General features: G+C 58.6%; 11 protein-coding genes. 9 read left to right on the forward strand and 2 right to left on the reverse strand.

Annotated elements, in window-relative coordinates; all coding sequences use genetic code 11:
- Positions 1-114 precede the first annotated feature (114 nt).
- Positions 115-1,554 (reverse strand): siroheme synthase CysG, encoded by a 1,440-nt coding sequence (cysG, locus tag HKD21_RS07575; protein ID WP_407646547.1) that lies wholly within the window; start codon positions 1,552-1,554, stop codon positions 115-117.
- A gap of 221 nt (positions 1,555-1,775) precedes the next feature.
- Between cysG and HKD21_RS14470 the strand changes: the two genes are divergently transcribed.
- From HKD21_RS14470 to HKD21_RS07585, 3 genes are all read left to right on the forward strand, one after another.
- Entirely contained in the window at positions 1,776-1,901 is a 126-nt protein-coding gene (locus HKD21_RS14470) for a hypothetical protein (protein ID WP_265588979.1), read from the forward strand.
- Positions 1,902-1,930: 29 nt separating this feature from the next.
- Complete coding sequence (locus HKD21_RS07580) at positions 1,931-2,518, forward strand: HD domain-containing protein (RefSeq protein ID WP_194255098.1); 588 nt, start codon at positions 1,931-1,933, stop codon at positions 2,516-2,518.
- A 152-nt stretch (positions 2,519-2,670) separates the two neighbouring features.
- Positions 2,671-5,331 (forward strand): TonB-dependent receptor, encoded by a 2,661-nt coding sequence (locus tag HKD21_RS07585; RefSeq protein ID WP_194255100.1) that lies wholly within the window; start codon positions 2,671-2,673, stop codon positions 5,329-5,331.
- Between the two features lie 6 nt (positions 5,332-5,337).
- Here HKD21_RS07585 and alr read toward each other — a convergent pair whose 3' ends face one another.
- Positions 5,338-6,441 (reverse strand): alanine racemase, encoded by a 1,104-nt coding sequence (gene alr / locus HKD21_RS07590; RefSeq protein ID WP_194255102.1) that lies wholly within the window; start codon positions 6,439-6,441, stop codon positions 5,338-5,340.
- 226 nt (positions 6,442-6,667) lie between these two features.
- Here alr and HKD21_RS07595 point away from each other — a divergent pair, with 226 nt between their 5' ends.
- The 6 genes from HKD21_RS07595 (at position 6,668) to HKD21_RS07620 (ending at position 13,371) form a co-directional block, all read left to right on the forward strand.
- A complete protein-coding gene (locus HKD21_RS07595) occupies positions 6,668-8,035 on the forward strand; it encodes a lipopolysaccharide biosynthesis protein (RefSeq protein ID WP_194255104.1) in 1,368 nt (455 codons plus the stop codon).
- Complete coding sequence (locus HKD21_RS07600; RefSeq protein ID WP_194255106.1) at positions 8,032-9,162, forward strand: sensor domain-containing protein; 1,131 nt, start codon at positions 8,032-8,034, stop codon at positions 9,160-9,162. Before HKD21_RS07595 ends, HKD21_RS07600 begins: the two co-directional genes overlap by 4 nt.
- Positions 9,162-10,973 carry a fatty acyl-AMP ligase gene (locus HKD21_RS07605; protein ID WP_194255108.1) on the forward strand — a complete coding sequence of 604 codons (1,812 nt, stop codon included), beginning with the start codon at positions 9,162-9,164 and terminating at the stop codon, positions 10,971-10,973. Before HKD21_RS07600 ends, HKD21_RS07605 begins: the two co-directional genes overlap by 1 nt.
- 128 nt (positions 10,974-11,101) lie before the next feature.
- On the forward strand, positions 11,102-11,356 hold the full coding sequence (locus HKD21_RS07610) for an acyl carrier protein (protein ID WP_099285040.1): 255 nt from the start codon (positions 11,102-11,104) through the stop codon (positions 11,354-11,356).
- On the forward strand, positions 11,353-12,546 hold the full coding sequence (spt, locus tag HKD21_RS07615) for a serine palmitoyltransferase (protein WP_194255110.1): 1,194 nt from the start codon (positions 11,353-11,355) through the stop codon (positions 12,544-12,546). Before HKD21_RS07610 ends, spt begins: the two co-directional genes overlap by 4 nt.
- Positions 12,547-12,609: 63 nt before the next feature.
- Positions 12,610-13,371 (forward strand): energy transducer TonB, encoded by a 762-nt coding sequence (locus HKD21_RS07620; protein WP_194255112.1) that lies wholly within the window; start codon positions 12,610-12,612, stop codon positions 13,369-13,371.

Here is a 13,371-nt window from a genome sequence, read left to right on the forward strand (position 1 = left end):
ACTGAAAGGACAGGAGTTTCACAGGCTGCCCTAGCCGCGGACAACCCGCGCAGACATGAAGAGGGATATGCGTTCAAAGCATGGCTGAAAACGTGTGCCTTCTCCTCATGCAGATCAGGGGGAGACCACCCGGTGCCGCACCACTTGCCCCACGATCACCAGCGCGGGCGATTTCACCTGCGCCTCTGCGGCCTGAAGGGCGATCGTGCTCAGCGTCCCGGTCAGTACGCGCTGGGACGGCTGCGTCCCGCGCTCCACGATCGCCACAGGCCAGTCTGCGGGCAACCCTTTGGCCACCAAGCCGCGGGCAAGCTGCGTCAGAGTCGAAATTCCCATATAAATCACGACCGTCTGTCGACGGTCCGCCATGTCTTCCCACGGCAGATCCAGAACACCGTCCGCCTTCGCATGTCCTGTTACGAACAGGCAGGCCTGCGCACAATCCCGATGTGTCAGAGGAATGCCAGCATAGGCCGCACACCCATTTGCCGCAGAAATGCCCGGAACCAGCCGAAACGCGACCCCAGCCTCGACCAGCGCCTCGATTTCCTCTCCACCTCGTCCGAAAATGAACGGGTCGCCGCCTTTGAGGCGCAGGACGCGCTCGCCTGCCTGCGCGCGACGGATCATCTCACGGTTAATGTCGTCCTGCGGTAGGGCATGCCGATCCCGCTGCTTGCCAACAAACACGAGTTCGGCGTCCCGACGGACCATGTCGAGCAGCGCTGGAGACAGAAGATTGTCGTAGAGGACGGAATCCGCATTCTGCATCAAACGCAATGCCTTGAGGGTCAGCAAATCCGGATCGCCCGGCCCTGCTCCAACCAGCCAGACCTCGCCCGGTTTACGCTCTGCGTCCAGAAGCGCGTTCAGTCGCACATCCGCGCGAATATCGTCGCCGTTTCGTGCCTCTTCTGCCCCCGGACCGTCGAGAAAATCCTCCCAGATACGCTTGCGGTCCTGAACCTGCGGATAGCGCCCCGAGACCTGCGCCCTGCGAGACTGCATATAGGCCGCCAGCCGCCCCGTTCCTTCAGGCAAAAGTGCTTCGATCTGCTCACGCAAACGACGGGCCAGAACAGGAGCCGCCCCGCCCGTTGAAACAGCCACACGCACGGCACCCCGACGGACCTGCGCCGGCGTGATGAAGCTCGACGGCTGCGGATCATCCACCGCGCAGACGGGTATATTCAGCGCATCGGCCAAAGCTGCCACCTGCCGGTTGACGTCCCGATTGTCGGTCGCGGCATAGACCAGTCGACAACCCGGAAGATGCTCCCTCAGGGCCGCTTCATCCGCCCGTCCGGCCACATGACGCACCCTGCCGTCCTCAACCCAGCCCTGTACAACCGGATCGAGGCTCTCAGCCACAACATCAATCCGCGCACCATGATCGAGCAAAAGCCGCCCCTTGTTCACGGCGATTTCTCCGCCACCTACGAGCAGAACCCGCGCGCCTGCAAGCCTGAGCGCGACCGGGAACCAGCCGGTCTGCGGGTCTGATTCCGAAATACCTCCTGCAACGGGACCAGAAGAAATAGGCGACATATTCATCAGAGAGCGAGTTTCCGGATTAAAGGCTGTGACAGAGAAGTGTACCGTATTCAGCGACAGGCCGAAGGCAACGTCAAACCGGGAATTGCGTCGGCAAGCGCAATAGTGACGCACGAAGAAATTCAAACAGAACAATTCATTAAAATGCTATGCTCCTGCATAAACCGGAAGCGCTCTGCTGCCCTTCTGAGGTTGCATGCCTTGTTAAGGAGAGATGTCTCATGGCTGGATTGATGGTCAAAATCTTCAGATCTCTTCAGCAGGGTCCCGGCTTTCTCATCCTGCTCGTGCTGCTGGCCGTTGCCTGCTTTGTGGGGTATGCAATCCTGTACGCGCTTGTCGGATAAGGCGTTCACCACAGACTGGATTTTGCTTCATGACGAAAGGCGATCTTGAAAAGCGCCTCGATTTTCTCCGGGAAGCCTCCCGGCTGAAGGATATCCTCAGACGGACCTATACCCACGGTGGGCAGACCGAAAGCACGGCGGAACATACCTGGGCGCTCTGCCTTCTTGTCATGACTTTCGCCGACCAGCTTGAAGGCATTGACCTTCTGAAGCTCCTCAAAATCTGCATTCTTCATGATCTGGGTGAAGCCATTCATGGCGACGTCCCCGCAATCTCGGCCCACGCCTCCGCCAACAAGGCAGCCCAGGAGCGCGAAGACCTGCTGACAATTATGACCCCCCTGCCTGACGATCTGCAGGAGGAATTTCTGGCGCTGTGGGACGAGTATGAAAACGCTGCCTCCCCCGAAGCGCGCCTGGCAAAGGCGTTCGACAAGATCGAAACCATCAGTCAGCATAATGCTGGCCTCAACCCGGATGATTTCGACCATACATTCAATCTGACCTATGGCCGAAAATACACCGACGCGACCGAACTAACGCGACAGATCCGTGACATTCTGGACGAAGAAACACGTCGCAATATGATACGAAACCGGAACATGGTCGTGGGCTGAACGGGCGTTTCTGCTCGACATCTGAAAGCAAATCCGCCAAAATCGGCGTTAAACGGCCTTCCGTGTCGCGAAATCCTTACAGATTCGTGACAATCTGCATCCAATATGGACGTTCAGGCCCTCACGGAATGCAGAAGGATGCAGAAAAACGCATGGCAGATCGTGACCTGAAAACCGGCCCCCTTCCATCCGTGAGCCGCCCCCTGCTCTACCCGACGCTCGGGCTGGTCTGTGGCCTCGGCGGTTTTCTGGTGGCGACATCTGCAACTGCACAGACGTCGAAAACTTCCGTTACGGCTCTGCCAGCAGCTCAGAAAAACGGCACAAGCGTTACAACCTCCACCACCTCCGTAAAGGGCGGCGAGAAAATCGTCGTCAAAGGCCATAAACCCGCCGGGGCCGTTCTGGGGGACGCCAAAGCGATCATGCAGATCCAGTCTGATGAGATCCGCTCCTATGGCGTCGATACCGCAGCAGATCTTCTCACGGCCATTGCCCCCGAAACCCGTTCAGGCCGGGGCGCCACCGGGAACACGCCGGTTGTTCTGCTGAACGGCAAGCGTATTTCGGGCATGCAAGAGGTCAACGACCTGCCCTTCGAAGCCATTGCCCGGATCGAGATTTTCACCGAAGAAGAAGCCCTGCGCTACGGCTATCCCGCTGACGAGCGCGTGGTGAACATCATTACCGTGAAGAATTTCCGTGCCGTGCGACTGCGCGCTTATGGCAGCACGTCCACCGATGGCGGCGGAGACGATGGTGTTCTGGGCGCCAGCTTCACGAAACTCTCGGGCGAACGGCGGATCAATCTGAGCGCGCGTTATGAGGCGCAGGCCCGTCTGCTTGACATTGACCGCGGCGTGACGCCCCCCTCCGCAAGCAGCCTGTATTCCAACGCGGGCAATGTCACGTCCGTCAACGGTGGCAGCCTTGATCCGGTTCTGGAGGCGCTTGTCGGGCAGAGCGTCACATCCGCAGGTGTGCCGTCACTGGCAGCAGGACAGGCCCCGACGCTTCAGGATTTCACGGCCTATGCCAATGCGCCGCATGTCAGTTCAAACGCCTCCGATTACAGTCTGCAGCCCAGAACACACGAACTGAGGTTGAACGGCGTCTATGCCGACCAGATCTTCAAGACCGTTTCGGTGTCGTTCAATGCCAGTTACACCCACAGCAATTCCGAAAGCCTTCAGGGACCGGCACGCGGCATTCTCACCCTTCCCGCCGACAGTCCTTACTCGCCGTTTTCCCAAGATACGCTGCTCTACCGGAACTACGCCTCCGTTCCCGCCCTGCAACACACGTCGCATACAGACACCGTTCATGCCGGGCTGAACTTCAACGGCGATGTCGGAGACTGGAAGTGGAACAGCACAGGGAGTTTCGACCGCTCCACCACGTCCACTAACAGTCAGACCGGCCTTGACCTGCGCGACGCCCAGACAGCTCTGACCAGCGGCTTGGCAAGTTTCGATCCATTTTCCGAAGTGGACCGAAACTGGCTGAACAACCGTCTGGTCAATCGCGGCCACACCACGGGCACGAGTGGCGAGATCAGCGGGCTGCTCTCCGGTTCGCTCTTCTCCCTGCCTGCGGGAGACGTCTCCACCAGCATCGCGCCAACCGGCACCCTGACGGAACAGAACGCCACCTCGCTCAGTCAGGGCAAGCTGCAACGCACCCATATCAGCCGGGATGTCGGCACCCTTCAAATCGACGGTGATATTCCCATCGCCAATGCGCGCAAGCATGTCCTGTCATTTCTGGGCAAGCTTGATGCGAACATCAACGGCGCCATCAGTCAGGTGTCCCATTTCGGAACATTGGGAACGATCGGCGGCGGCGTGACGTGGGAGCCTGCACCGTGGGTCCAGTTCCCGTTTTCCGTCACCGACCGCACCGAGGCCCCCGGCGCCACGGACCTCATTGCTCCCCGGATCGAAACACCCAACGTCACAACCTATGATTACGTCACCGGACGTTCAGTACAGGTGACGACGATTTCAGGTGGGAACCGCAACCTTCAAGCCGCAGACCGCCACGAAATCAGCATCGGGACGATCATTTCCCCGAGCTTTCTCGACGGCGCCCGTCTGCATGTGAACTACGTCCGGGACCGCAACCACAACCCGGTGATGAGCCTGCCGACCGCAACCGCAGCCATCGAAGACGCTTTTCCGGACCGTTATCAGCGCAATTCGGACGGCATTCTCGATGTCGTCGATATCCGCCCCGTCAATGCGCTGATGGAGAAGCGCAACGAGTGGAACGCAACATTCTCATTCTCCAGACCGCTTGGAAAAAAGCCGGAAGGAAAAGGCGGGAAACATGCTGCGGGAGGACGGTATTACATTGTTCTGACGCAGGTCTGGCGCCTCAAGGACACCGTACAGCTTCGCTCAGGTCTCCCCCCTATCGACCTGCTCAACGGCGGAACCATCGGCGGAACAGGCGGCCAACCGCGACATGAAGTCGAGCTTCAGGGCGGCGTTTTCAAAAACGGGTTCGGCTTCCGCCTCGTGACCAAGTGGCAGTCCGCGGCATCTACGCTCGCCAGTTCCCATGCCAGCAGCCTGTTCTTCAGCGATCTCGCCACAGTGGACACAACGGCTTTTGCCGATCTGGGGGAGATTCCCCGCTGGCAAAAACATAACTGGGCGAAGAATTTCCGGGTTATGGTGTCGGTCAGCAACCTGTTCAACAGCCGCATCCGCGCCCGCAACGGCCTCGGCGTGACACCGGCGGGCTATGAACCTGCTTTTCTGGACCCGCTGGGCCGAACAGTGTCCATTTCGATCCGCAAATCAGTCTGATTCGGGTCAGCCCTCAGGCACATAAACCCGATGAAAGCGGCTCCCCAGCGCGGTCAGGACTTCATATCCGATCGTCCCTGCGGACCGTGCCAGCGCATCCACATCCTGCTGCGGCCCGAGAACCGAGAGGACATCCCCTGCTTTCAGGTCCGCAGGCGCCTCGCTCAGATCGACGGAAATGCTGTCCATCGAGACGCGTCCGATGACCGGAAGTCGCGTTTGACCATGCCAGACGCTTGCCTGCCCCGCCTGAGCGCGGAAGAAGCCGTCTGCATATCCGAGACCAAGCGTGCCAATGCGCGTTGGTTTCGAAGCTATCCAGCTTAGGCCATACCCCACACGGTCTCCTGGCTGGATCGTCCGGATTTGGGCAATCCGTGCATCAAGCGAGACAACAGGCGCAAGAACACGATGCCCTTCAGACGGCGCAATCCCATAAAGGGCCGCGCCCGGCCGGATCAGTTCAAAATGATAGTCCGGCCCAAGAAAAATCCCAGATGACGCCGCCAGAGACCGTGGAACGCCGGGAAAAGCCGACGCCATCGTCACGAAACGCTGTCGCTGCATCTCGTTTGCGGGGCTGTCAGGCACATCTGCACAGGCCAGATGGCTCATCACGAGTTGCAGATTCAGTCCTTCGAAAAGGCTTCGTTCCGCCAGATCCTCAACGCCCAGACCAAAACGCGACATCCCGCTATCGAACTGAAGCGCCGCCGGGAAAGCCTGTCCCGCCTGCTCACACAACTGCTTCCAACTCCGCACCTGATCAAGGCTGTTCAGAACGGGCGTAAGACCATGCGCCTGCATCCTGCTCTCACAGTCCGGCATGAAGCCATGCAGCACGAAAATCCGTGCATGAGGCAGGGTTTCCCGTAACGTCATGCCTTCATCGAGATGCGCCACAAAGAACGTTCCAACACCTCGCCCGGCCAGAGTCCGTGCTACCTGCGCCGCCCCCAATCCATAAGCATCCGCCTTGACCACCGCCGCGCACTCAGCGCCCGCACCCAGGCCGGCGACGAGATCATAATTATCAGCAATGGCCTTCAGATTGACGGTAAGCCACGCGCCCGCTCTGGCGGATGCGTCGTCCTGAGAGAATATGTGCATGGAGCCGTCCGCAAGGATGCAATGCTCCTTTATGGCACTCTCGCCAAACGACGCAACGGTCGTCGCCCTCTTTTCAGATCGGACATTCTGCGCAACAAGACGCTCTGGTCCGTATATGAACGCAATTTTCCGTCACAAAAAGTGAGTTCAGATTTTCGGGGAAACGCCTATTTCTGTTCCGCACTGACGTTAACGACAAGCCTGTCACGAAAGTTTCCATACATTGATGTCAGACGACTCATCGTCTTCCCAGGCAGCGAGACCCGGCGGTATCCAGCGCGTCATGAGCAATCTGGGTGTCCTTCTGGGAGGACGTGCCGTGAATGCTCCGCTGAGCCTTCTTCACATCTGGCTGGCGACCCACCTGCTGGGAAGCTACGGCTTCGGGCTCGTTGCGATGATGTATGCCTTCGCACGGACGATGGGAGATATCGTTGACTTCCAGTCCTGGCAGACTGTTCTACACTACGGCCTGAAACCCCTAACGCAGGGGGATCGTCGCAGTTTCCAGAAAATCGTGTCCTTCAGCCTTCTTCTGGACATTTCGGGCGGATTGCTGGGCTTCGGTGGCGGCGTCCTCATCAGTCTTCTGGCCATGAATTTTCTGGGCTGGCCTCCCCAGATCCATATCATCGGCGTCGTTTACTGCGTCTCCATCCTTTTCATGGCGTCCGCAACCGCGACCGGCCTGCTGCGGGTGTTCGACCGCTACGACCTGCTGGCCGTACAGGGGACCGTCGCAACCATCGTCCGGGTGATCGGAACCGCCTCGATGGCTTTGGGGTGGGCTTCTGTGACAGCACTCGCCAGCGTCTGGATTGCCGCCGAAGCCGCAGCCTGGGGTACGATCTTCTTCATGGCAGCACGGGAAATGTATCGCCGCGACCTGATCCGCGGGCTGTTTCAGGAAATGCGCAGCATCATCCCAGAGCTTCTGAACGGACAGTTTTTCCGCGCCTATCCGGGGATCTGGCGGTTTGCGCTGAATACGAACCTCAACTCCACGCTGGCCCTTGCTTTCGGTCATATCGGCACGCTCGTGGTCGGCGCATTCGTCGGTCCGACCAGCGCGGGCTATTACCGAATTGCAAGCCAGATTGCCGCAGGAATCGCCAAACCTGCTACCCTGATCCAGACGACCGTCTATCCGGAAATGGCGCGGCTGTGGCGAGATCAGGCCATGAACCGCCTGTACCGCATGACAGGACAGATCGCCCTGATGGCCGGAGGAATCGGGACGGCTCTGCTCCTTCTGACACTGTTTGCTGGGCGCCCGCTTCTTCAGTTGTACATCGGACATACAGGCGCGACGGAGGCCCTGCCCGTCACGTTGTGGCTGCTCGCTGCCGAAGTCGTGACCGTGTGGGGCCTGCCGTTAGAGCCGCTTTTATTCACGACAAACCGCTCGGGTGCAGCAATCGGCGCGCGTATTCTGGAATGCCTGTTCTTTCTCCCGGCGCTTGTGATGATGGTGCGCCAGTACGGACTGAGTGGTGTGGGGCCGGCCACGTTCTGCGGCGTCACTCTTCTGATCATGACCCAGCTTGTTCTCGTGATCCGCGCGGCCCGCAGCCCCGATGGTCTTGCAGCATGAAGGTGGCTTTTCCCCTCATCGGTCAGCGTCATCAGACCCTTCACGCCCTGCCCGTCGCGCTGGAGATTTCTGCCCGCCATCCGGACGTGGCAGTCCACGTCTCATGTCTGACCGTCAGCCATCTGGAACTGGCCCGCTCCCTCGCGACCCTTTATCCGGAAGCCCGCGTCCAGTTCGATCTGCTGCCCATCTCTCCGAAGCTCCGTCGCCGCATCGAAAAGCACGGCCTGAGAGTGGTGGATCGACTGATAGGCCTGTTTTCCTCCCGACACTATTTTCGGGGCTTCAACGCCATCATCGTACCGGAAGCAACATCCCTGCAACTCCGCCGGATGGGCGTGAGGCGTCCGAAAATGATCTGGACAGGACATGGTGCGGGAGATCGGGCCATCGGATTTGCCAGCCACCTCGGAAAATTCGACTTTCTGCTGGTTCCCGGGCGCAAGGTAGAACAGCGCATGCTGGAAAAAGGCATCATCCGTCCTGATGCCTATCATCGCGGCACGTACGCCAAGTTTGATCTCGTGCGGCGCATGGATGCAAAGCGGCCGAAGCTTTTTAATAACAACCGGCCGACGATCCTGTATAATCCACATTTCGTACGCAGCCTGTCTTCGTGGCCTGGAATGGGACACCAGATCCTGAAATTCTTTGCCGGACAGGACCGCTACAACCTTGTTTTTGCGCCTCATTTTCGTCTTTTCGACAATCGTCGCGAAGAAGGAGAGGCATTACAACGTCAATACGGGCATCTCCCACACATGCTGATCGACCCCGGAAGCCACCGGAGCATCGACATGACCTATACAATGGGGGCGGACCTTTATCTGGGAGATGTCAGCAGTCAGGTGGCGGAATTCATGATCCGTCCCCGCCCTTGTCTCTTCCTTAACGCCCACCATGTGAAATGGCATGGAGATCCAGATTATCAATTCTGGACGCTGGGGCCAGTGACGGAAAATATGTTGAATCTGGGCGACAAAATCGAGAATGCCTTCGAAACGCATCCTCGTTTTCTTGAGGCTCAACGCCAATATGTATTAGAGACATTCGAAACACTGGGTGATGAACCCACTGCTCCCGCTGCGGCGGACGCAATCGTCGATTTTCTGAAAAGGGCAGCCTGATGTCAGGCAACCCAAACGGAGCTAGTCCAGGTTTGACCGAGGCCAACCAGAACCCAACCGCCAATCCCGTTCCGACACCAAGCCGATCCGGCGTGGAACGACGTTACGGAGATTTCCCCAGCTTTGCAGCCGCACTCGACTACGCGGCGCAGGGTGAGAGCGGATTCAACATCTATTCCGGTCGTGGGCAGCTTCTCGAAGCCCTCCCCTACCGTCTATTGCGCGAGCAGGCTCGTTCCATGGCTTGCCGTCTGCTGGGTCTTGGCCTCACGCCCGGTGACCGTGTTGCAATCGTTGCGGAAAGCGATGGCGATTTCGCTCGTATTTTCTTCGGCTGCCAGTATGCCGGCCTCGTTCCGGCACCACTTCCCCTCCCTGTCGCATTCGGCGGCAAGGACGGCTATGTGGCGACACTGCGTGGCATGATCCAAAGCGCTGCGGCCCGTGCCGTCGTGGTCCCCGACGTGATCGGAAGCTGGACCGGCGATATCGTCGAAGGTCTGGATCTGGTGTTCGGCGGCTCTCCTGCTGATCTCAACCGCCATGCCGAAGCCCGCGTCGACCTGCCGGAAATCTCTCCGACCGCCCTGTCCTATCTCCAGTTTTCCTCGGGCAGCACCCGCTTTCCGATGGGCGTTTCGGTCACCCAGGCGGCTGGCATGGCCAACGCCCGTGCCATCGCCCGCGACGGTCTGCACGTCCATCCGGCCGAAGACCCGCGCGATGACCGCTGCGTGTCGTGGCTGCCGCTCTATCACGATATGGGCCTTGTCGGTTTCTTCCTGACGCCCCTGACCTGCCAGCTTTCCGTTGACCTGCTGCCGACCCGCGAATTCGCGCGCCGTCCCCATGTCTGGCTGGACCTGATTTCGCGCAATCGCGGGACGATCGCCTACAGCCCGTCTTTCGGTTACGAACTCTGCTCCCGTCGTAGCGGTCAGGCCGATCTGGACCTGTCGTGCTGGCGGATCGCAGGGATTGGTGGCGATATGATCCGTCATCATATCCTCGAAGGGTTTGCCGAGCGTTTCGCATCCAACGGGTTCCGGGCCAGCGCTTTCGTCGCAAGCTACGGCATGGCGGAAGCCACCCTCGCCATCAGCTTTGCCCCCCTCGATACCGGCATTCAGACGGACACGATCGATCTGCGTCGCCTCGAAAAAGATGGCGTTGCCAAACCTTCCAATGATCCGTCTCACCCACTTCGCACCTTCGTGCTGTGTGGTGCCGCACTTCCCGATCACCAGATCGAAGTCCGGGATGCGTCCGGTCGTGATCTGGCAGATCGGCAGGTCGGAACTGTCTATGTGCGCGGTCCGAGTCTGATGTGCGGTTATTTCCGTCGACCTGAAGAGACCGGAGAAGTCCTCGACGCCGATGGCTGGCTGAACACAGGCGATCTTGGTTATCATCTCAACGGTCAGATTGTTGTTACCGGACGTGCCAAGGACCTGATCATCATCAATGGCCGCAACATCTGGCCGCAGGATCTGGAATGGTCAGCCGAGAGCGAGATCCCGACCCTGCGTTCACGTGACGTGGCCGTGTTTTCGATAGATGGAGAAGAGGGCGAAAAAATCGTAGCCCTCGTCCAGTGCCGCGCAAGTGAAGATGCAAGCCGCAACCAGCTTCGTGACGAAGTTACGAGTCTGTTCCGTCGCCAGCACGGGGTGGACGTTGATGTCATTCTCGTCCCGCCTCGCACATTGCCCCAGACATCCTCCGGCAAGCTGACCCGCGCCAGAGCCAAGACCATGCTGCTCTCCGGGCAATTTGAACAGCAGCCCGAAGCCACGTCTTCGGCTGCCTGAACCCAAGCCCCTGCTCGCTAGACCTCTTGATCAAGAGAGAGGGCTGGCGAACGGGGCGGGTTTGGAGCATAAGGCTTGCCCAAGATTGCCTATATTCCAGCTTGCACAGACATCGAGAGTTGAAGTCCATGACTGACAGCATCACCGACATTTCCGCAATGATCATTGAAAAACTGCTTGCCAACCCGAAAGTTCCCCGGGACATCGATGGCAACAGCAAGATTGTCGAAGACCTTGCTTTTGACAGCCTGGCCGTCATGAATTTCGTCATGGAAATCGAAGATGAGCTCGACGTTTCCGTACCTCTCGACAAACTGGCTGATATCCGGACCATCAACGATCTGGCCGCCTGCCTGCTGACGCTGAAGGCCGCTCAGGCGTGATCGATATTTTTGCCAAACATGCAGGACTGCGCGCATCTTATGACGGCCTGACGGCGACGTCCCCGCGCAATCCGTTCGAAGTTGTGATTGAACGCCCGGTTTCCGCCAGCGTCGGCATTATTGAAGGCCGCGAAACGCTTCTGTTCGGGACCAATAACTATCTTGGTCTCAGCCAGTCGAAAAAAGCCATCGAAGCCGCTGTGGAAACAGCAGAAACGATGGGCGTCGGCACGACGGGTTCGCGTATCGCCAATGGTACTTTCGGCCTGCATCGCAAGCTGGAAGCCCGTCTGGCTGAATTCTTCCGGCGCAAGCATTGCATGGTGTTTTCTACCGGGTATCAAGCCAACCTGGGTACGATCTCGGCACTCGTAAACAAAGACGATGTTCTTCTGCTTGATGCGGACAGCCATGCCAGCATCTATGACGGTGCCAAACTGTCCGGCGCGCAGGTCATCCGTTTCCGCCACAACGATCCGGTCGATCTGGAAAAACGTCTGGCGCGCCTCAAGGACCATCCGGGCGCTAAGCTGATTGTCGCCGAGGGCATCTATTCCATGACGGGCAATGTCGCCCCTCTGGACAAATTCGTGGACATCAAGACGCGCCACGGCGCCTATCTGATGGCTGACGAAGCTCATTCGTTCGGTGTCATGGGCGCGCATGGCCGCGGTGTTGCGGAAGTTCAGGGCTGCGAAGACGGGATCGATTTCGTGGTCGGCACCTTCTCCAAGTCGCTTGGCACCGTGGGCGGCTACTGCGTCACGGACCATGACGGCGTGGACCTGATGCGTCTGTGCTCGCGGCCTTACATGTTCACGGCGTCCCTTCCCCCCGAGATCATTGCCGCTACTATGGCCGCGCTCGAGGACATGCAGGAACATCCTGAACTGCGTACCAAGCTTCGGGACAACGCGGCGCGCCTGCATTCCGGACTCCAGAAGGCTGGTCTCAAAACGGGCGAGCATGTTTCGCCTGTCGTTGCTGTCACGCTTGAAACCGTGGATCAGGCTGTCGCGTTCTGGAACGCGCTTCTGGAAAACGGGGTTTATGTAAATCTTTCCCTTCCGCCCGCAACGCCTGACAATCGTCCTCTGCTACGTTGCTCGGTTATGGCCGCCCATTCGCCCGAAGAAATCGATCATGCTGTTACGGTCTTTGCGGAAGTTGCGAGATATTTCGGACTGTAATCGCATTTACAATCTGTAACGTTTAAGGGAAGCTAGAACAGTTCACCATCACGGAGACCCTGTGTGAAACGGCTGCTTCTGGCTCTTCCTGTTCTTTTTCTTACAAACTGTCCGCTTCTGGCGGCCACTCCGCCAGATCACCCAGCGCGCCTGAACCAGGAAATTTCTCCGACATATCCCATGGAAATGGTGGAAGCGAACCAGGTAGGTGTCATGGAACTGACCTTTGACGTCCAACCGGATGGAACGGTCAGGAACGTCAGGGCGTTTGGTACGATGACCCCACAGCAGATCCGAAGCTCGCTGAGTAACATTTCTCACCTGAGATATGATCCAGCCGTTGTAGGCGGACAGCCGGTCGAAGAGAAAAACGTTCACAAAGAAGTCCGCCTTGCCCTCGACAATCCGGACGTCTCAATGCTGGAAGCGAATTCTTTCGCCTGCGATGTGACAGATAAGGGCATTCTGAAAAACTGTTCCTCCCCTTTGCCACCCAAGCCAGCGATATTTATGGGACGCGCGCTCGTTGACAGCATTAATGGCTGGCAGCTCCCTGCCCGCCATCAGGAGGGGCATCCTGTCCGGGGTCATCAGATTTTTACCGTCGCCGTCGCCGCAACCAGACAGTCTCCCCTTCCTGCCCCGGTGAGCGAAATTGACCCATCCTGGAACGTGCACGCCTTTATCCAAAGCTGCCCTTCCGATCGAACACAGACGCCATGTCAGATCATTCCGCTTGAGGTTTCAGGAAACCATTATCGTCTTCCCGCTGGCGCAAGCCTCCCGGGAAACATGCCTGAAGAACTGATTATTGGGCTACGGTAA

This window comes from Gluconobacter cerevisiae (assembly GCF_015244675.1).
GTDB lineage: Bacteria > Pseudomonadota > Alphaproteobacteria > Acetobacterales > Acetobacteraceae > Gluconobacter > Gluconobacter cerevisiae.

Bases quoted from the DNA above. Each gene is read 5' to 3' on its own strand.
- cysG (WP_407646547.1), bottom strand. From the start codon at position 1,554: ATGAATATGTCGCCTATTTCTTCTGGTCCCGTTGCAGGAGGTATTTCG.
- HKD21_RS07605 (WP_194255108.1), top strand. From the start codon at position 9,162: ATGTCAGGCAACCCAAACGGAGCTAGTCCAGGTTTGACCGAGGCCAAC.
- alr (WP_194255102.1), bottom strand. From the start codon at position 6,441: ATGCACATATTCTCTCAGGACGACGCATCCGCCAGAGCGGGCGCGTGG.
- HKD21_RS07600 (WP_194255106.1), top strand. From the start codon at position 8,032: ATGAAGGTGGCTTTTCCCCTCATCGGTCAGCGTCATCAGACCCTTCAC.
- HKD21_RS07610 (WP_099285040.1), top strand. From the start codon at position 11,102: ATGACTGACAGCATCACCGACATTTCCGCAATGATCATTGAAAAACTG.
- HKD21_RS07585 (WP_194255100.1), top strand. From the start codon at position 2,671: ATGGCAGATCGTGACCTGAAAACCGGCCCCCTTCCATCCGTGAGCCGC.
- HKD21_RS07595 (WP_194255104.1), top strand. From the start codon at position 6,668: ATGTCAGACGACTCATCGTCTTCCCAGGCAGCGAGACCCGGCGGTATC.
- HKD21_RS07580 (WP_194255098.1), top strand. From the start codon at position 1,931: ATGACGAAAGGCGATCTTGAAAAGCGCCTCGATTTTCTCCGGGAAGCC.
- HKD21_RS14470 (WP_265588979.1), top strand. From the start codon at position 1,776: ATGGCTGGATTGATGGTCAAAATCTTCAGATCTCTTCAGCAGGGTCCC.